The following is a 17440-nucleotide window of genomic DNA, read 5'->3' as shown; positions in this document are numbered from 1 at the left end:
CGGCAAGGGCGAAGGCCCTTGATCTCAAGACCGAAATCGATTGATCGAAGAGGCATCCATCAGAAATGCGGATATGCTCATGATCACAGAGGCGCTTCTCTATGCCGCGACCTTGCCGCTGACCGGCAAGCCGTATCGAAAATTCATCCGCTATTCCGTCAATCTCTGGTCGCGGGCCGGGCGCTGTGCGGCGGATTGGGCCGAACATGAGGAGATGAGCCGGAAGGCGATCCTGGCGGCGACGGCCGATCTCAGGCAGAAGCGGACCGCCGTCGTCCTCGGCTCCGGCCTGTTGCGCGACGTGCCGATCGAGGTGCTGGCGCGGGATTTCGACACCGTCGTTCTGGTCGATCTCGTTCATCTCGCCTCGGTGCGCCTGTGGGTGTCGGCCAAATTCTATCGCAATGTCCGGCTGATCGAGCGCGATCTCTCCGGCTATGACGACCTCGCCGCCGGCCGCGAGCCCGAACCACTCGGCTTCCTGCGCGGCGTGCCCTATCTCGATTTCGTGGTATCGGCCAACCTCTTGTCGCAGATCGGCCGCGGGGTGAAACGGCGCCACGAGGCAGAGACCGACCGGATGCCCGAAGACACGGTGGAAAGGCTGATCGCCGCACACCTGGCTGGGCTCTCCGGCCTTCCCTGCCGCGGCTGCCTGGTGACCGACATCGCCTATGCCGTCATCGACCGCAATGGCAAGACGCATGAAGAGGCCGACCTGCTGCACGGCGTTTTACCGCCGCCGGCAAAAGCGGCCTGGACATGGCCGGTCGCGCCGCTTGGCGAAGAGAGCAAGGATTATAGGATCGAGCACAAGGTCATTGCCGGTTGGTGATCAGGATGTGACCGCCGGCAGTATTTGGTTGCAGCCGGCATTCACAGCGAGCCGAGATCGCCGAGGTGAACGCCTGGCTCAGGGCCCACGGCAAGTAGTCGATCGTTGCTGAAGAGGAACGCCTGATGACAGGCGTTCCCTGGACCTCACGGTGGTGACGTCAGTCCTTCGGCTCGAAATCGGCTGGGCGACGGCCGGCGCCCTGTCGCGCCAGCATCCAGCCCGGATATTCGGGCGCAAGCGCGCTCACCTCGTCGAGCTTCTTGATATCGTCTTCATCGAGCTTCAGCTTGACGGCGGCAAGGTTCTGGTCGAGCTGGTCGACCCGCTTGGCGCCGATGATGACTGTCGTGACGAAAGGTTTGGCGAGGATATAGGCGAGTGCCACGGTGGCGACGCTGACGCCGTGTTTTTCGGCGATTTCGCGCATGACGGCGACGCAGGCCCAGGCCTTGTCCTTGTCGACGGGCGGGAAATCGAAACTGGCGCGTCGGCCTTCACCATTGCCGGGTGCGCCGGGACCATATTTACCGGAGAGCAGACCGCCGGCGAGCGGCGACCAGACCATCAGGCCGAGCTTTTCCTCCTGCATCATCGGCACGATGTCGCGTTCGAGATCGCGGCCGGCGATGGAATAATAGGCCTGCACGGTTTCGAAACGGGCAAAGCCCCGGCGTTCCGACAGGCCGAGCGCCTTGGAAATGCGCCAGGCCTGCCAGTTGGAGACGCCGATATAGCGCACGAGACCACGGGACACGAGATCGTCAAAAGCGCGTAGCGTCTCCTCGATCGGCGTCACCGTATCGGTCGCGTGGATCTGATAGAGATCGATATGATCGGTCTGCAGCCGCTTGAGGCTCTCCTCGACCGAATCCATGATGTGGCCGCGCGAGGCGCCGCGGTCGTTCGGCTTGTCGCCCATGACGCCGTAGACCTTGGTGGCGATGACGACGTCCTTGCGCGGCACGTCGAGGTTCTTCAGCGCCTGGCCGAGCAACCTTTCGGATTCGCCGGTTGAATAGACATCGGCCGTGTCGATGAAATTGACGCCCGATGCAAGCGAGCGCTCGACGATCCGGTCGGCAGCATTCTGGTCGACGTCGGCGATAGCGCCCCAGGCGCTGCCTTGCTTGGCTTCGCCGAAGGTCATCGTGCCAAGGCAGATTTCCGAGACGAAAAGTCCGGTATTTCCGAGTTGATTGTAACGCATGATAAAAAATTCCTTTGTGTCTGCCGCAAGAGGGGCTTGCGAACCACCGAACTTCATTTTTTGATTATTGGCCTGCACATGACAGGCACAGCCGTGGCTGGCTGCAAGGTGAGGCGATTTTCATGTAGTGCGGCGGCGGCGCTTTTCAACGCCGTAGCTTGGCTCTGCGGAGGCGGATGCCCTTGTCTCGACACAGGCAGCCGATAGATTGCCGGCCATATTTCCAGAACTGGACGATTTTAGGCCGGGTCGGCCTAAAATCTCAATCCTGTTCTAATTTAAAGAGTTAGAGCATGATGTCGTCCGAAAACCGCTTCACACTTTTCGGCATCATGCTCTAGAGGTACGCATATGACGACGCGACCACTGACGACGATCGGCTTCGATGCCGATGATACACTCTGGCAGAACGAACAATATTACCGGCTGACGGAAGCGCATTTCACCGAGCTTCTTGCCGATTTCGCCGAAGGACCGAAGATTTCCGAACGGCTGCTGGAGGCCGAAAAACGCAACCTTCGCCATTACGGCTTCGGCATCAAGGGCTTCACGCTGTCGATGGTCGAAACCGCGATCGAGATCACCGAGGGCAAGATTCCCTCAAGCGTCATCGCCAAGATCCTCGATACCGGCCGCGATCTTCTCAACCATCCGGTCGAGACCATGCCGCATGTGCGCGAGACGCTGGAAGCGCTTGCCGGCAAATACCTGCTTGTCATGATCACCAAGGGCGATCTCTTCGACCAGGAGCGCAAGCTTGCCCAATCCGGGCTCGGTGACTTCTTCGATGCCGTCGAGATCGTCTCCGACAAGACGGCCGTCACCTATCGCCGCATCTTCGCCAAGGTCGGCGACGGGCCGGAACGGGCGATGATGGTCGGCAATTCGCTGAAATCGGACATCGTGCCGGCAATCGCCGCCGGCAGCTACGGCGTCTTCGTGCCGCACGAACTGACCTGGGTGCTGGAACATGTGGACGAGCCGAAAGAGGCGCCGCGTTTCCGCAAGATCGACCACCTCGGCGAATTGCGCGAGCTGATCGACCGGCTCGGCTAAGGCGGCGCGACAGCATGCCTCATTGCCGCTTCGGCGGCGCCTTCGGGAACAGCGACGGGCGCTCCGGCTCGGCCGGCAGTTCCGGCTGCCGCGGAGCAGCCGCCAGCGGCTCGATCAGGATACTGAACGGAGCGCCGAGGCCGCGGCGCGGCGAGACCTTGGAATAATAGGGACGCAGCAGCCAGGTGGCGTTTTCCTTGATCGTCGTCTCGAAGCTCATGCCGTCCTCGTCGGTGCCGAAGAAGGCCTCGTCATCGGGTTTCGACAGGTCGAAAATCGCCAGGAAGGCAAATTTGCTCTTGGTGGAAAAACTGATCCTCAGGTGCTGGCCGGCGCGCACCGGCAGCGTATAGACATGGCCATTGCCGAACTTCGTCCAGCCCTTCAACTGCATGGTGACGGCCGGGAATTGCAGCTTCTCCAGCTTCTCGCCGGGATCGAGCTGCGTCTGCGCCATGGCGGAGACGGTCAGGAGGAAAAGGGCAGCGGCTGCGATCAGTGTTCTCACGGAGTGATCTTTCATGGGCGAACCAGAGCGGTGCGCATCGCCTCCACCTCGGGCCGGCAGAAGCAGCCTTCCAGATGATCGTTGACGAGACCCATCGCCTGCATGAAAGCATAAACTGTGGTCGGGCCGACAAAGGTCCAGCCGCGTTTCTTCAGATCCTTCGAAATGACCACGGATGTCGGCGTCGTCGGATTGGCGACGATGTGATCACGATCGACCACTGCCGGCCGCTCGTTATGGCCGGGTTCGTAGCGCCAGAAATAATGGGCGAGCGAGCCGAATTCGTCCCTGAGCTCGATTGCGCGTTTGGCATTGTTGATGGTCGAGACGATCTTGCCGCGATGGCGGATGATGCCGGCATCGGCAAGGCAGCGAGCGACATCCCCTTCGCCGAAGAGGGCGACCTTCTCAAAATCGAAATTGGCAAAGGCGGCGCGGAAATTCTCGCGTTTGCGCAGGATCGTCAGCCAGGAAAGACCGGACTGGAAGCCTTCGAGGCAGATCTTCTCGAAGAGGCGGATATCATCGGTAACAGGGCGGCCCCATTCCTCGTCATGGTACCGGAGATAATCAGGCAGATTGGCATGCCAGTGGCAGCGGCTCCTGCCATCCTCGCCGATGATGATGCCTGTCGCGCTCATGATCCTTCATTCTGCGGGGATCCGCTTCGTTCTCTGCTCATGATTCCGGCTTTACCATTTGCAAACCGTCTTTCCAAACCGAACGGTAACCCTGACGAAAAGTTTATCCGGTCGGTCGGCTTTTCATGAATCGATCTTTACCATTCGCTGGCGGATAGGGTGGCAGCGTCTTTCCCGGGCGGAACATCTCCGCCCGGGCGGACATGTCCCGCCAGCCGCATTTTCGGTCATTTGTAGAGAGTTCGTCCGATGATGAAACAGCTTGTTCTTGCCGCAGCCCTCTTCGGCATTTTCTCCACGGCCGCCATTGCAGACGACCGCTACGCCACCCGCCCGCCCGTCGTGCTCAGCCCCGATCTGACCGCGCCTTGGATCAACCAGCTGGGCGGCGGCAGGGTTCGTCCCATCGTCTATCAGCGACCGGTCGTCCGCCAGCAGCAGCGTGGCCTTTTCCAGCGCCGCGTTCTGCGCCAGGCGCCGCAGGCCGCACCGCAGACCGTTTCGGCGATCAATCCCGGCATCCCGTCGATTCGCCGTCCGATCGAACCACAATACCTGCCGCAGATGGTCGATTACGACACCACGGAAAAGCCCGGCACGATCGTCATCGATACCAACAACCGCTTCCTTTATCTGGTCATGCAAGGCGGCAAGGCGCGGCGCTATGGCGTCGGCGTCGGCAAGCCGGGCTTCGAATGGGCAGGCGCCCACAAGATCACCCGCAAGACCGAATGGCCGGACTGGACGCCGCCTTCCGAGATGGTCCGCCGCGAAGCCGCCAAGGGCCATTATCTGCCGGCGCGCATGGACGGCGGGGCGGAAAACCCGCTCGGCGCGCGCGCCATGTATCTCGGCTCGACGCTTTACCGCATCCACGGCACCAACGCGCCTTGGTCGATCGGCAGCGCCGTTTCCTCCGGTTGTATCCGCCTGCGCAACGAAGACGTCGTCGACCTCTACGACCGCGTCAATGTCGGGACCCGCGTCATCGTCATGTAACGGCGGCGCAATACTTACAGCGCCGCGCGTCTTTTCTGATCCGCAAACAGCGCTGCAACCCTCTAAATTGCTGCACAATTTCTCCTTACGTCGATTCCGATTTGAGGATAAATTATGCAGTGGGAGCCGCAAGAACATCCGGCTCCCCTTCTCCAAAAATGCTTTATCCGGCCACACCGATCTTGAATCGGGCAGAAGTTCATGTAGCTTCGAGCGGATTTGCTTGAGGGGAATCGATCATGATCAAACTAATGCCGGGTCTGGCTGCTGCCGGACTTGTCCTGTCCTTGATGTCCACATCCGCCTTTGCTGCACCCGCCGGCTCCGCGTCCGACAACGCACAGCGCCCGGCGCAGATCGTGCGCGTGGCGCAGATGCCGAAATATGTGAAGCCGCAGTTCAAGCGCAAGAAAGTGCGCCTGGTAACAACGGAGGCCGCCGGCACCGTCATCATCGATACCAACAACAAGTATCTCTACCTCGTCGAAGGCAACAATCGCGCCACCCGCTACGGTATCGGCGTCGGCCGCGACGGCTTCGGCTGGTCGGGGGTCGTCAAGATCGGCCGCAAGGCCGAATGGCCGAGCTGGACGCCGCCGGCCGAAATGCGCCGCCGCGAGGCCGCCAAGGGCCATATCATTCCTGCCTTCCAGGAAGGCGGCGAGGACAATCCGCTCGGCGCCCGCGCCATGTATCTCTACCAGGGCGGCCGCGATACGATCTTCCGCATCCACGGCACCAACCAGCCCTGGACGATCGGCCTCAACATGTCTTCCGGCTGCATCCGCATGATGAACGCCGACGTCATGCATCTTTACGATCGCGCCTCCGTCGGCACCAAGGTGATCGTCATCGGGCCTGGCAACAAGCAGGGCAAGGTGGCGTTCGAGGACAGGGGTATCGACGTGCTGCGCACGATGTTTGGCGGCTGAGCAACACTTACCAAAAAAACGAAAGGCGCATTTTGACGCGCCTTTTATTTTGCTTAGACTTTGCGGCCAAAAGCTGGCAAACCTGCCTAAGAGTCGACATATTTATATCGGGGCTATTCAATGACATATGCGCTGCGTTCCTCCGCTTCCCTACTTGCGGGCATCGCGTTTTTGACCATCTGTTCGGCAGTTTCCGCCTCGGCGGAAGATCTGCAATTCTCCATCTACGGCGGCTATCAGACCGCCCCGCACAGCGGCGTCGACCTTTCCGACGGCACGAGTTTCACCGCCGGCTGGGAAGGCAAGTCCTTCGGCAGCCCGCCTTATTACGGCGCCCGCGTCACCTGGTGGCTCGAGGACTTCAACAAGCCGAATTGGGGCGTCTCGCTCGATTTTACCCATGACAAGGTCTATGCGGACGACGATACGCTCGCCAAGGCCGGCTGGTCGCATTTCGAATTCACCGACGGCCTGAACCTCATCACGGTGAACGGTCTCTACCGTTTCCAGGATCCGACCCGCCGCTGGACGCCGTATCTCGGCGCCGGCATCGGCGTGAACATTCCGCATGTCGAAGTGATTCGCCCTGAGGGCAAGACCTGGGCCTATGAATTCGGCGGCGTGACGCTGCAGGCCCAGGCCGGCGTCGACTTCAAGGTGACCGAACGCTGGTCAACGTTCGTCGAATACAAGGGAACCTATTCGCGCATCGACGTTCCGATCGACAGCGGCGTGGACCTGAAGACCAACATCTTCACGAATGCCGTCAACGTCGGCGTATCGTTCCACTGGTAACAAATTTCAGCTGCGGCGTTAGAGCGGTTCAGCGCATAGAAGCGCAGAACCGCTCTAACCTTTTATTGTTACGCAATTCCCGGCAAAACCGCTTCGCGCTTTGCCTGAAATTGCTCTATTTGGTGCCGCAGCTGACCTTGCCCTCGACGGCATAGGGTTTTTCACCGCCTTCGATCGTCAGGGAATAGCTGCCGCTGAAATTTGCGGCGGGCTTGCCGCGCGCGCCGGCGACGACCACCAGATCCAGCGTTGCTCCACCGGTGTCATCTTCGCCGCCGTCGAAGACTTCCATGAGCAGTTCGCCGGCACGTGACCAATGGTTGGTCAGGTGCTGCGATTCGAAAACACGCTTTCCGAACACAGCCTCCTGAGCCGGATCTTTGACGATCAGCGCGCCGCGGAAATGGTTGAGCTTGTGGCCGGCAGCGCTTTCGAAACCGCTTTCGACCGTGAAACGCGCTTCCTTGTCATCGGCGGAACAGAAAAAACGACTGTCGGCATGGGCAGTACCTGCCGCACCGAGCAGTCCCGCAAATACGATCATTCCACGCCACATCGCCCAACCTCCCGAGACAGCGTCCTTTGCGGCTCTCGAAAAGATGCGCGGCGCTGCAATGGGTCTCAGCCTAACGGCAAACCTGTTAATTTTTCCGGCACAGCGCCGCCATAAGCCCAATCGAGAAGCTCGACCGTATGCAGGATCGGCATGCCGGTGCCGGTGGCGATCTGGGTGATGCAGCCGATATTGCCGGTGGCGATGATATCGGCCTTGGTGGCCTCGATGTTCTTGACCTTGCGCGCTTTCAGCACAACCGAGATCTCCGGCTGCATGATATTGTAGGTGCCGGCGGAACCGCAGCAGAGATGACCTTCCGCCGGATCGCGCACCGTAAAGCCCGCCGCTTTCAGCAATTGCTTCGGCGCGAGCGTGATGCGCTGGCCGTGCTGCATGGAGCAGGCGGAATGATAGGCGACCGTGATGCCCTTCGGCGTGTGCGCCGGCAGGTCGAGGGTTGCCAGATATTCGGTGACGTCCTTGGCCAGCGCCGAGACCCTGGCCGCCTTTGCGGCATAGGCGGGATCGAGGCGCAGCATGTGGCCGTAATCCTTGATCGTCGTGCCGCAGCCCGAAGCGGTGATGATGATCGCGTCGAGGCCCTGCCCGTCGATCTCGCGCGTCCAGATATCGACATTGGCGCGCGCGCTTTCGAGCGCCTGTTCGGCGCGGCCCATGTGATGCACCAGCGAGCCGCAGCAGACCTCGCCTTCCGGCATCACGACCTCGACGCCGAAGCGCGTCAGCAGGCCGATCGCCGCCGCGTTGATGCCGGGATCGAGCACCGGCTGGGCGCAGCCGGAAAGGATCGCCACCCGGGCGCGCCGTTCCGTCTCGGGCCTGTACGTGCCGGGCTTTGCGAAGTCCGAAGCGGCCGGGATCCGCCGCGGCGCCAGCGCCAGCATGGCAGCAAAGGGTTGGAATGCGCCACCGCGCATCAGGCCGGCGAAGGGCCGGCCGAGGCGGGCGAGGTTGAGCGCCAGACGGAAACGGCCGGGATAGGGCAGCACGGCGGCAAGGATGGCGCGCGTCAGCCGGTTCATGAACGGGCGTCTGTAGGTCTTTTCAATATGGGCGCGGGCGTGATCGACCAGATGCATGTAATCGACGCCGGAGGGACAGGTGGTGACGCAGGCAAGACAGGAGAGACAGCGGTCGATATGGGTGACGACCTCGGCATCGGCGGGCCGGCCGTTTTCCAGCATGTCCTTTATCAGGTAGATGCGGCCGCGGGGGCTGTCGAGCTCGTTGCCGAGCGTCACATAGGTGGGACAGGTGGCGGTGCAGAAACCGCAATGGACACATTTGCGCAGGATCTGCTCGGATTCGGCGACATCGGGGTCGAGCAGCTGGCTCGGGGTGAAGTTGGTTTGCATCTAGCGGGACCTCCGCTTTGGGAGGATGTCGGGCGTTGTGCCTGGAATACCCCCCTCTGTCCTGCCGGACATCTCCCCCACAAGGGGGGAGATTGGCTGGGGGCTATGACTTCCCCAAACAATTCGGGCTCTGCGACTCCGACACGGCAGATAGGAAGCGATGGTCCAACCTCTTGCCGATCTCCCCCCTTGTGGGGGAGATGTCCGGCAGGACAAAGGGGGGTACCCAGCGCGCAGACTCATCTTATCCCTCACCCCATCTTCCCCGGATTGAATATGCCGGCCGGATCGAATTTTTCCTTCACCCGCCGTGACAGCATCGCTACCGCCTCGGGCTCGGGATGGAAGGCCGATGTAGCCGCCCTCGCCTCGCCGGATGCACGGATCAGCGTTGCGTGGCCGCCGCCGAGCACCTTGATGTAGCGACGGACCAGCTCCGCTTCCGGGCCTGCCTCCATGCGCATCCAGACGAGGCCGCCCTGCCAGTCGTAGAAGGCGTCGACGCCGGCCTCAAGGCGGAGGGCTGCAACCAGCTGATGGCCCATGCCGGGGGCGACCGAGACGCGCCAGACCGGTCGCGCGGTGCCGTCGGCATAGGGCAGCACGTCGCGGATTTCCTGCCAGAGGCTGAAGCTTTCCGGCTGTTCCAGGCGCGTGACCGTGGCGAAGGCCGACATTGCCGCGGCAAGCTTTTCGATGCGTACGTCGACCGAGCCCGGCAGGCCTTCGATGCGCAGAACCGTCGCCTCGCCCTCGGGCAATCTGCCGGCGAGGAATTTCCACGTCACCGTCAGCGGCAGATGGGCGGCACCGGAGACTTCCACCGGCAGGGCCATCGCCGCCGCCATGGCGTTTGCCGCCTCGGCGTCGTTGAGACCTGATAGCACCACCGTCCGCTCCGTCTTCGGGCGCGGCGGCACACGGAAGGTGACTTCGGTGAGGAAACCCAGCGTGCCATGCGAGCCGGCGATCAGCTTGGCGAGGTCGAGGCCGGTGACATTCTTCATCACCCGGCCGCCGGCCTTAATGATCTCGCCCCTGCCGTTGACGAAGCGCACGCCGAGCAGGCTGTCGCGGGCGGCACCTGCGATCAGGCGGCGCGGACCGGAGACATTGGCAGCGAAGACGCCGCCGATGGTCGGCTCGCCCGATGTGCCCATCACAGGGCGATGATCCATCGGCTCGAAGGCGAGCATCTGGCCGCTGCCCTGAAGTGCGGCCTCGACCTCGGCGAGCGGCGTGCCGGATCGGACGGTCATGACCATCTCGCCGGGATTATAGGCGACGATGCCGGCAAGGCCTGTCGAACGCAGCCGGTCTTCGGCGGCAACCGCATTACCAAAGCCCGACCGGCTATCGCCGCCGCAGATTGCGAGCGGCCGGCCGGCTTCCGCATGGGCGCGGACAATCGCCACAGCCTCTTCCTCGGTCTTCGGCATCAGATCGATCATGCGGCAGGACGCCCTTCGAGCGGGAAGACCTTCGACGGATTGAGGATCCAGCCGGGATCGAAGGCGGCGCGCGCCGCCATTTGCTGGGCGAGATCCACCTCGGAATATTGGTGCCGCATCAGGTCGCGCTTCTCGATACCGACGCCGTGTTCGCCGGTGAGGCAGCCGCCGGCATCGACGCAGAGCCTCAGGATATCGTTGCCGGCCGCCTCGGCGCGGGCGGCATCCTCCGGATCATTGGCGTTGAAGAGTATCAGCGGGTGCATGTTGCCGTCGCCGGCATGGAAGACGTTGGCGACGCGCAGGCCGTAATGATCGACGATCTCAGCGGTTCTTTTCAGCACGTGGGAGAGCTGGCTGAGCGGCACTGTGCCATCCATGCAGATATAGTCGGCGATGCGACCGGTGGCGCCGAAGGCGGATTTGCGGCCTTTCCAGATCAGCGCCGCCTCGGTCGCCGACTGGCATTCGCGCACGGTCTTGACAGCGTGCCGGCGGGCGATCTCGACGATGTCCTTCAGCGCGGCGTCCATCTCCGCTTCCGATCCCTCGACCTCGACGATCAAAAGCGCGCCGACATCGAGGGGGTATCCGGCATGGGCGAAGGCCTCGCAGATTTCGATTGCCGGCTTGTCCATGAATTCGATCGCCACCGGGATGATGCCGGCGGCGATGACATCGGCAACGCAGGCGCCCGCCTCTTCCGAACTCTCAAAGCCGAAGAGCACGGGGCGCGCGCCTTCCGGCTTGGCGATCAACCGCACCGTCGCCTCGGTGACGATGCCGAGCTGGCCCTCGTGGCCGCAGACGAGGCCGAGCAGGTCGTAGCCGGCCGAATCCAGCGCCTTGCCGCCAAGCTCGATCACCGTGCCATCGACCAGCACCATCCTGACGCCGAGCAGATTATTGGTAGTGACGCCATATTTCAGGCAGTGGGCGCCGCCGGAATTCATGCCGATATTGCCGCCGATGGTGCAGGCAAGCTGCGAGCTCGGATCAGGCGCATAGAAGAAGCCGTCCGCGGAGACGGATTCGGAGATATTGAGATTGGTGACGCCGGCCTGGACCACGGCGACGCGGTTCGGCAGATCGATTTCGAGGATGCTGTTCATCTTCGACAGGCCGAGCACGACGGCATCTTCCTGCGGAATGGCGCCGCCGGAGAGCGAAGTGCCGGCGCCGCGCGGCACGACGGGAATGCCGTAGCGGTGGCAATAGCGCATGACGGCGGAAACCTCGGCCGTGGTGCGCGGCAGGGCGACTGCGAGCGGCAGGCGGCGGTAGGACACGAAGGCGTCGGTCTCGAACGGCACCAACTCGCGCGCCTCATGCACCAGGCATTCCGCCGGCAGAAGATCGGTCAGATCGGCGACGATCTGGGCGCGGCGCGCCAGCACGTCGGCGCGGGGCTCGAGAAACGAAATGGCGTCGGACATGGCGTTCTCCCTGGCCCTGACGAGGGGGAATGACGGCGGGAAGATGGCAGCGGAAACCGGCCGCGAACCTCCCTGCCGCCGATAGACCGGCTTAGCACTTTCCCGAAAGTGGCGCAAATGCTAAGCACTTATGCCAAAAGGGGAAAAGTCGCGAAAACCTTATGACCAATCTGGGTGATCTCGAAATCTTTGCCAAGGTCGTTTCGACCGGAAGCATGTCGCTCGCCGGGCGGGCGCTCGGCTTTTCGCCGGCTGTCGTCTCCAAACGCATCAAGCGGCTGGAGGACCGGCTCGGCACCCGGCTTCTGCAGCGCACGACGCGGCAGATCTCGCTGACGGAGGCCGGACAGGGCTTCTACGACCGCGTTCTCGGTATTCTCGCCGGGCTCGAAGAGGCGGAGTTCTATATTTCCGGCCGCTCGGCGCAGATGCACGGCACGCTGAAGATCTCGGCCCCGACCTCCTTCGGGCGCATGCATATCGCGCCGCATCTGAAGGATTTCATGGAGGCGCATCCGGAGCTTGCGATCAACCTGGTGCTGACCGACGAATTCAGCGACATCGTCGGCGGCGGCTTCGATCTGGCGATCCGCATCGCCGAACTCACCGATTCGAGCCTCGTTGCCCGAAGGCTGGCGCCGGTGCGCCGGCTGCTCTGCGCCTCGCCGGATTACCTTGCGGCGCATGGCGAACCGAAGCACATCGACGAGCTGAAACACCACCGCTGCCTGCCGGCCCATAATAACGACACCTGGCGGCTGAAGGGGCCGGACGGGGCGCTCAGCCTCAGGCCGGAAGGCTTGCTGATTACCAATTCCAGCGAGGTGATCCGCGAGGCTGTCATCGCCGGTCTCGGGATCGCGCTGCGCTCCACCTGGGATATCGGCGAAGAGCTCAAGAGTGGCCGCCTGGTGCAGGTGCTGCCGGCCTATGAGAGCTCGCACAATGTCGCGCTGTCGGCGGTCTATCCCAGCCGGCAGTTCCTGCCGGCCAAGGTGCGGCTGTTCATCGACTATCTGGCGGAACTTTATGGGCCCGTCCCCTATTGGGAGCGCTGATGGCAGCGCCGGTTCAGCGCGCCAATCTCTCGATGACGAGATCCAGCAGGGCGCGCAGCCGCGCCAGGCGCTTCATGTCGCGGTGATAGCCGACCCAGGTGTCGCGGCCGGGCGGCGGTTCACCGAGATCGACCAGTTCGATGGCCGCAAAGGAATCGCCGAGCGGCCGCGGCAGGACGGCGAGCCCGGCTCCGCTGGCACAGAGCGCCGCCTGCACGTCGCGGCTGTTGCTGCGCATGACGATGTCGGCCCGCGGCAACAGGCGCCGCAGCCAGCCGACGTCAGGCATGTCGCCGAAAGCTTCGTCCATGGTGACAAGGCGGGTGCCCGCGCCGTCGCAGGCTTCGGGGTGCGGCGCGCCGCGGCTGATGTAAACGCCGTATTCGATATGAATGAGCTTGCGCGATATGACCTCCGCCTCCGTGAAAGGCTGGATACGGAAGACGAGGTCGGCTTCACGTCGCGACAGACTGAGAAGCCGGCTGTCGGTCAACAATTCGACCTCCACCTTCGGATGGACTTGCGAGAATTCCGCCAGCACCGGCGAAAGCACATGCGCGCCGAACCAGTCGGATGAGGACAGCCTGAGAAAGCCATCGAGCTGACGGCTGCCGCCGGCAAGGACACGCTCGACGGCGAGCGCCTCCTCCTCGATCCGTTCGGCGCCGGCGAACACGGCCGCGCCTTCATCCGTTAGGACGAAGCCATCGGTCGTGCGCTGAAAGAGCGTCTGGCCGAGAGAGGTTTCAAGGGCACGCAGCCGCCTGCCCATCGTCGGCTGCGTCAGTCCGAGGCTGCGGGCTGCTGCCCCCAGCGTACCGAACCGTGCGATCGCCAGAAACAGCTTGAGGTCGCTCCATTCCATTGTTCGCATCCGTCAAACAAAAATGCATGGCTTTTAGTCATTATCTTTCATTTTCATTCGCGTTTCAATGAACCATCTTAATTCCACGCCAATTGCGGTGTCGCTGCAGACGCCGCAGAGCGAACAAAGGAGCGTTCGATGTCTGTACAATCAACGATGAAAGCGTTGCTGGCGGAAGCGCCGAATTCGCCGTTGCGCATCGCCGATATTGCAAAACCGGTGCCCGGCGAAGGCCAGGTTCTGGTGCGCATCAAGGCAAGCGGCGTCAATCCGCTCGACCTCAAGATCCGGGCCGGCAACGCGGCGCATGCCCGCCATCCGCTTCCCGCCATTGTCGGTATCGATATGGCCGGCATCGTCGAAGAGATCGGGGCCGGCGTCAGCGGTTTCCGCCAGGGCGACGCGGTCTACGGCATGACCGGCGGGGTCGGCGGCATTCAGGGATCGCTTGCCGAATTTGCAGCCGTCGACGCCGCGCTGCTGGCGCCAAAGCCGCACAATCTGTCGATGCGCGAGGCAGCCGCCCTGCCGCTGATCTCGATCACCGCCTGGGAGGGGCTTGTCGACCGCGCCGGGGTCAAGCACTGCCAGAAGGTTCTCGTGCTCGGCGGCGGCGGTGTCGGCCATATCGTCGTGCAGATCGCCAAGGCTGCCGGAGCCGAGGTCTACGTGGTCGACGGCGCTTCGAAAGCCGACTATCTCGCCGGCCTTGGCGCAACACCGATCGATCGTGGCGCGGAAACGATGGAAGGCTACGTCGCAAGACACACCGGCGGCAAGGGTTTCGAACTGGTCTACGACACGGTCGGCGGCCAGGGGCTCGATACGGCGTTCCGAGCCGTCAGCCAGTTCGGCCACGTCGTCAGCTGCCTTGGCTGGGGAAGCCACGCGCTGGCGCCGCTCTCCTTGAAGGCCGCCACCTATTCCGGCGTCTTCACGCTGCTGCCGCTTCTGACCGGCGAAGGACGCGCCCATCACGGTGAGATCATGCGGGAGATGACGAAGCTTGCCGAAGCCGGCAAGGTGATGCCGAAGCTCGACCCGCACCGCTTCACCCTTGCCGATACAGACGAGGCGCATCGGCTGATCGAAGACCGGCAGGCGGACGGGAAGCTCGTCATCGAGATCGACTGATCTTAATCCGTCCGCGGAATTGGAGCAATTCCAGGAAAAGTGCGAAGCGGTTTTCCGTCCGGAATTGCGCAAAAACAAAAGGTTAGAGCGGTTCTGCGCTTCCTTGAAAAGCTGAACCGCTCGAGCGCGCCAGATCGAGGTAGGCGCTCGCCACCATCGCGTCGATATCGAAGGGCACAGGCACGATGCAGGATTGGGCGTCGGCCTCGCCCCTGGCGATGCGTTCCAGGCAGCGGGCCTGAAGAGTGAAGCCGAGATCCATCGACTCGACAGTATTGCCGAGCGGCCGCGGGCCGGCGAGATTGGCCATGTGGCCGCCGCCGAGCACATGGAAGGAGCGGCCGTCACTCAATTGAAAGGTCTCGATATGATCGGTCTCATAACGATCGATGCCGACGACATCGGGATGGCGGCGGAAGGCTTCGACATCGATCTCATGCGGGAAATGGCCGCCATTCATCAGGATCGCGCCGTCCTTGACGAACGGCAGGTCGGCCGCCGTCACGATAGCGGCAAAACCCGTGACGGTGACGATGATATCCGCCGAGCGGATCGCCGCGTCGCGCAGCGGCGTGACGAAGCCGTCGAGATGAGCCTCGAGCGTCGTTACCGGATCGATATCGACGACGCTGACGGTGGAAAAGGCATTACGGAAGCAGGCAGCCGTGCCCTTGCCGCAGGCGCCGTAGCCGAAGACCGTCACGCGTTTGCCGTTGGTGGAGCGGTTGGTGAAGCGCAGGTAACTTTCGAACAGGCTCTGGCCGACGGCATGCCTGTTTTCGGCGAACTGCTTGATCGGGCTGTCGTTGATGACGAGGATCGGCATGTTCAGGCGCTCGCGCAGCGGCAGCAGCCGGGTGCGGCCGGAGGTGGTTTCCTCGGTGCCGCCGCGGAGATTGGCGTAGGGTTTTTCCGCCGCGATGGCGAAAAGATCGCCGCCATTATCGAGCAGCAGATCCGGCTTTTCGGCGATCACTGCTTCGAGGCTCTGATGATGAGCGGCGGGATCGGTCGTCTGCGTGGCAAAAACCGTGATGCCTTCCGAACGCAGGAACTCGACCGTCGAAGGCTGGGTACTGTTGAGATTGCCGGTGCAGACGAGACGCGCGCCGCCGGCGCGAAGCGTCATCAGCAGCGCCACCGTCTTCGGCTCCAGGTGAATGCCGGTGCCGATCGAAAGGCCCTCGAACGGATGCGTCCGCTCGAATTCGGCCGCCGTCGCCTTAAGCAGCCGGCAACTGCTGCCGATCCAGTCGATGCGGGTTGCGCTCTTTTCCATCATCTCTTTCCTATTTGCGTGTTGATGCTGTTTTTAGCGGAGCAACAGGGCTGCGAATATGGAAGTAATTCTGGCGAAGGGGCAGAAAATCTGCCCTTTCGGGCCGGTGTCCGGTGCCACATCCGCCTGCCGGCACCGACCGGGGTCGAGCCACAGGTCTCGACCCGTCCTTCGGACCCCAGCTTACGGGGCGAATGGACATTCCGCGCCCTCTCCGTTCCCCGTCCACCTTTGCGAAAGTCCCCTCCCCAATCCCTCCCCACAAGGGGGAGGGACTAACCCGGAACGGCCGCCTCTTTCCACTCGAAACGTCGCAGATCTGGAAAACGGGTGCGGCAGGTTAAGCCCCTCCCCCTTGTGGGGAGGGGTTGGGGAGGGGTCTTTGCCGGGTCCGAACCGCCACGCCCCTTCAACCCGACATCCCGCAATGAAGCAACCAGCTGGACAAGGCCGCAAAGGATGGCCGTTTCGCATCCGGCGTACGGCAGCAGAGGCTGTAACCCGACGGCCGGGAGATGAAACCGTAGGGCGCGACCAGATGCCCGCGCCGAAGATCGTCTTCGATCGACGCGCGCGGGGCAAGTGCGATCCCAAGCCCGGAGCGGGCAGCAGCCAGCGCCAGCAGCAGATCCTCGAATTCCTGGGCGCGGAAAAAGACGACCGGCGGCGTGCCGCTTTCGGCAAACCATTCGTCCCAGAGCTTCGGAACGCTGCGGCTGACAAGCATCGTCAGCGCACCCATCGCCGCCGGGTCGCTCGATAGTGTCGCGGCAAGCGAAGGCGTCGCGACCGGGCCGAACTCGTCCTCCATGAACCGCAGGGCGGTAATGCATGCGGCCGGCCGGTATTCGCCGCCCATGATCACGGCGTCCAATTTGGGGTGCATCTGCAGCGGTTCGACCACGGTCATCGGCACGATGTCGACGGTATCGCCGAGGCACGCCTGCATGTCTGCTGCGCGCGGCATCAGCCACCAGACCGCAAAGGCGGAGGGTACGCCGAGCCGCATGCGGCCCGGCACGGCGCCTTCGAGTTCAGAAGCGGCGCGCTGCAGAATGTCGAAAGCCGCACTCGCGGCGGCCGCAAAAGCGCTTGCTTGCAAGGTCGGGACCAGCCTGCGGCCGTCACGCAGGAAGAGCTTGCGGCCGAAGTGATTCTCCAGCGTGTCGATCTGCTGGCGCACGGCGCCGCGCACCACATTCAGCTCTTCGGCAGCCTTCAGAATGCTGCCGCGACGGCAGACGGCCTCGAAGGCGCGGATGGCATTGAGCGGGGGAAGACGCATGAGGACGACATTCGCAAAATCAAT

Annotated in this window: 17 protein-coding genes; 7 read left to right on the top strand and 10 right to left on the bottom strand. The window is 62.8% G+C overall.

Features of this window, described 5'->3' with window-relative positions; genetic code table 11:
- The first annotated feature begins 73 nt into the window (after positions 1 to 73).
- Positions 74 to 835 (top strand): hypothetical protein, encoded by a 762-nt coding sequence (locus tag GFM02_RS30285; RefSeq protein WP_205930529.1) that lies wholly within the window; start codon positions 74 to 76, stop codon positions 833 to 835.
- 160 nt (positions 836 to 995) lie between these two features.
- On the opposite strand, the gene GFM02_RS30280 is transcribed toward GFM02_RS30285, so the two are convergent.
- Positions 996 to 2045, bottom strand: coding sequence for an aldo/keto reductase (locus GFM02_RS30280; RefSeq protein ID WP_168323706.1), 1050 nt, complete (start codon positions 2043 to 2045; stop codon positions 996 to 998).
- Positions 2046 to 2396: 351 nt separating this feature from the next.
- On the opposite strand from GFM02_RS30280, the gene GFM02_RS30275 reads away from it, so the two are divergent.
- Positions 2397 to 3101 carry an HAD family hydrolase gene (locus tag GFM02_RS30275; protein ID WP_168323705.1) on the top strand — a complete coding sequence of 235 codons (705 nt, stop codon included), beginning with the start codon at positions 2397 to 2399 and terminating at the stop codon, positions 3099 to 3101.
- 19 nt (positions 3102 to 3120) lie between these two features.
- Here GFM02_RS30275 and GFM02_RS30270 read toward each other — a convergent pair whose 3' ends face one another.
- Positions 3121 to 3624 carry a hypothetical protein gene (locus tag GFM02_RS30270; protein WP_168323704.1) on the bottom strand — a complete coding sequence of 168 codons (504 nt, stop codon included), beginning with the start codon at positions 3622 to 3624 and terminating at the stop codon, positions 3121 to 3123.
- Positions 3621 to 4250, bottom strand: coding sequence for a DNA-3-methyladenine glycosylase I (locus GFM02_RS30265; protein WP_168323703.1), 630 nt, complete (start codon positions 4248 to 4250; stop codon positions 3621 to 3623). Before GFM02_RS30265 ends, GFM02_RS30270 begins: the two co-directional genes overlap by 4 nt.
- A 249-nt stretch (positions 4251 to 4499) precedes the next feature.
- Between GFM02_RS30265 and GFM02_RS30260 the strand changes: the two genes are divergently transcribed.
- The 3 genes from GFM02_RS30260 to GFM02_RS30250 all read left to right on the top strand — a co-directional run bounded on the left by GFM02_RS30260 (position 4500) and on the right by GFM02_RS30250 (position 6976).
- A complete protein-coding gene (locus tag GFM02_RS30260; RefSeq protein WP_168323702.1) occupies positions 4500 to 5249 on the top strand; it encodes a L,D-transpeptidase in 750 nt (249 codons plus the stop codon).
- Positions 5250 to 5488: 239 nt separating this feature from the next.
- Positions 5489 to 6181 carry a L,D-transpeptidase gene (locus GFM02_RS30255; RefSeq protein WP_168268829.1) on the top strand — a complete coding sequence of 231 codons (693 nt, stop codon included), beginning with the start codon at positions 5489 to 5491 and terminating at the stop codon, positions 6179 to 6181.
- A 120-nt stretch (positions 6182 to 6301) separates the two neighbouring features.
- Positions 6302 to 6976: an outer membrane protein gene (locus GFM02_RS30250; RefSeq protein WP_020048619.1), complete on the top strand. Its 675-nt coding sequence runs from the start codon at positions 6302 to 6304 to the stop codon at positions 6974 to 6976.
- A gap of 115 nt (positions 6977 to 7091) precedes the next feature.
- Here GFM02_RS30250 and GFM02_RS30245 read toward each other — a convergent pair whose 3' ends face one another.
- The 4 genes from GFM02_RS30245 to GFM02_RS30230 form a co-directional block, all read right to left on the bottom strand.
- Entirely contained in the window at positions 7092 to 7532 is a 441-nt protein-coding gene (locus tag GFM02_RS30245) for a hypothetical protein (RefSeq protein ID WP_020048618.1), read from the bottom strand.
- Positions 7533 to 7597: 65 nt separating this feature from the next.
- Positions 7598 to 8908 carry a glycolate oxidase subunit GlcF gene (glcF, locus tag GFM02_RS30240; RefSeq protein ID WP_168323701.1) on the bottom strand — a complete coding sequence of 437 codons (1311 nt, stop codon included), beginning with the start codon at positions 8906 to 8908 and terminating at the stop codon, positions 7598 to 7600.
- Between the two features lie 251 nt (positions 8909 to 9159).
- A complete protein-coding gene (locus tag GFM02_RS30235; RefSeq protein WP_168268833.1) occupies positions 9160 to 10359 on the bottom strand; it encodes an FAD-binding protein in 1200 nt (399 codons plus the stop codon).
- Entirely contained in the window at positions 10356 to 11795 is a 1440-nt protein-coding gene (locus GFM02_RS30230; RefSeq protein WP_168323700.1) for an FAD-linked oxidase C-terminal domain-containing protein, read from the bottom strand. Before GFM02_RS30230 ends, GFM02_RS30235 begins: the two co-directional genes overlap by 4 nt.
- Before the next feature lie 161 nt (positions 11796 to 11956).
- Here GFM02_RS30230 and GFM02_RS30225 point away from each other — a divergent pair, with 161 nt between their 5' ends.
- Positions 11957 to 12853, top strand: coding sequence for a LysR family transcriptional regulator (locus GFM02_RS30225; protein WP_025393312.1), 897 nt, complete (start codon positions 11957 to 11959; stop codon positions 12851 to 12853).
- 13 nt (positions 12854 to 12866) lie between these two features.
- Here GFM02_RS30225 and GFM02_RS30220 read toward each other — a convergent pair whose 3' ends face one another.
- Positions 12867 to 13718, bottom strand: coding sequence for a LysR family transcriptional regulator (locus tag GFM02_RS30220; RefSeq protein WP_168323699.1), 852 nt, complete (start codon positions 13716 to 13718; stop codon positions 12867 to 12869).
- A 138-nt stretch (positions 13719 to 13856) separates the two neighbouring features.
- On the opposite strand from GFM02_RS30220, the gene GFM02_RS30215 reads away from it, so the two are divergent.
- On the top strand, positions 13857 to 14852 hold the full coding sequence (locus tag GFM02_RS30215) for a zinc-dependent alcohol dehydrogenase family protein (protein ID WP_168323698.1): 996 nt from the start codon (positions 13857 to 13859) through the stop codon (positions 14850 to 14852).
- 82 nt (positions 14853 to 14934) lie between these two features.
- Here GFM02_RS30215 and GFM02_RS30210 read toward each other — a convergent pair whose 3' ends face one another.
- On the bottom strand, positions 14935 to 16131 hold the full coding sequence (locus tag GFM02_RS30210) for an adenosylhomocysteinase (protein ID WP_168323697.1): 1197 nt from the start codon (positions 16129 to 16131) through the stop codon (positions 14935 to 14937).
- Positions 16132 to 16540: 409 nt separating this feature from the next.
- The gene (locus GFM02_RS30205) at positions 16541 to 17416 is read right to left on the bottom strand and encodes a LysR substrate-binding domain-containing protein (protein WP_168323696.1); all 876 of its coding nucleotides are present in this window, start codon (positions 17414 to 17416) and stop codon (positions 16541 to 16543) included.
- Positions 17417 to 17440: the final 24 nt, after the last annotated feature.

This window comes from Rhizobium leguminosarum bv. viciae (assembly GCF_012276115.1).
Classification (GTDB): domain Bacteria; phylum Pseudomonadota; class Alphaproteobacteria; order Rhizobiales; family Rhizobiaceae; genus Rhizobium; species Rhizobium leguminosarum_T.
The sequence above is the reverse complement of the archived record's forward strand: the minus strand, read 5'-3'. Positions and strand labels throughout refer to the sequence as shown.

Excerpts from the sequence above, each read along its gene's own strand:
- GFM02_RS30285 (WP_205930529.1), top strand. The coding sequence starts at position 74 with ATGCTCATGATCACAGAGGCGCTTCTCTATGCCGCGACCTTGCCGCTG.
- GFM02_RS30245 (WP_020048618.1), bottom strand. The coding sequence starts at position 7,532 with ATGTGGCGTGGAATGATCGTATTTGCGGGACTGCTCGGTGCGGCAGGT.
- glcF (WP_168323701.1), bottom strand. The coding sequence starts at position 8,908 with ATGCAAACCAACTTCACCCCGAGCCAGCTGCTCGACCCCGATGTCGCC.
- GFM02_RS30250 (WP_020048619.1), top strand. The coding sequence starts at position 6,302 with ATGACATATGCGCTGCGTTCCTCCGCTTCCCTACTTGCGGGCATCGCG.
- GFM02_RS30215 (WP_168323698.1), top strand. The coding sequence starts at position 13,857 with ATGTCTGTACAATCAACGATGAAAGCGTTGCTGGCGGAAGCGCCGAAT.
- GFM02_RS30275 (WP_168323705.1), top strand. The coding sequence starts at position 2,397 with ATGACGACGCGACCACTGACGACGATCGGCTTCGATGCCGATGATACA.
- GFM02_RS30260 (WP_168323702.1), top strand. The coding sequence starts at position 4,500 with ATGATGAAACAGCTTGTTCTTGCCGCAGCCCTCTTCGGCATTTTCTCC.
- GFM02_RS30280 (WP_168323706.1), bottom strand. The coding sequence starts at position 2,045 with ATGCGTTACAATCAACTCGGAAATACCGGACTTTTCGTCTCGGAAATC.
- GFM02_RS30205 (WP_168323696.1), bottom strand. The coding sequence starts at position 17,416 with ATGCGTCTTCCCCCGCTCAATGCCATCCGCGCCTTCGAGGCCGTCTGC.
- GFM02_RS30230 (WP_168323700.1), bottom strand. The coding sequence starts at position 11,795 with ATGTCCGACGCCATTTCGTTTCTCGAGCCCCGCGCCGACGTGCTGGCG.
- GFM02_RS30255 (WP_168268829.1), top strand. The coding sequence starts at position 5,489 with ATGATCAAACTAATGCCGGGTCTGGCTGCTGCCGGACTTGTCCTGTCC.
- GFM02_RS30225 (WP_025393312.1), top strand. The coding sequence starts at position 11,957 with ATGACCAATCTGGGTGATCTCGAAATCTTTGCCAAGGTCGTTTCGACC.
- GFM02_RS30235 (WP_168268833.1), bottom strand. The coding sequence starts at position 10,359 with ATGATCGATCTGATGCCGAAGACCGAGGAAGAGGCTGTGGCGATTGTC.
- GFM02_RS30265 (WP_168323703.1), bottom strand. The coding sequence starts at position 4,250 with ATGAGCGCGACAGGCATCATCATCGGCGAGGATGGCAGGAGCCGCTGC.
- GFM02_RS30270 (WP_168323704.1), bottom strand. The coding sequence starts at position 3,624 with ATGAAAGATCACTCCGTGAGAACACTGATCGCAGCCGCTGCCCTTTTC.
- GFM02_RS30210 (WP_168323697.1), bottom strand. The coding sequence starts at position 16,131 with ATGGAAAAGAGCGCAACCCGCATCGACTGGATCGGCAGCAGTTGCCGG.
- GFM02_RS30220 (WP_168323699.1), bottom strand. The coding sequence starts at position 13,718 with ATGGAATGGAGCGACCTCAAGCTGTTTCTGGCGATCGCACGGTTCGGT.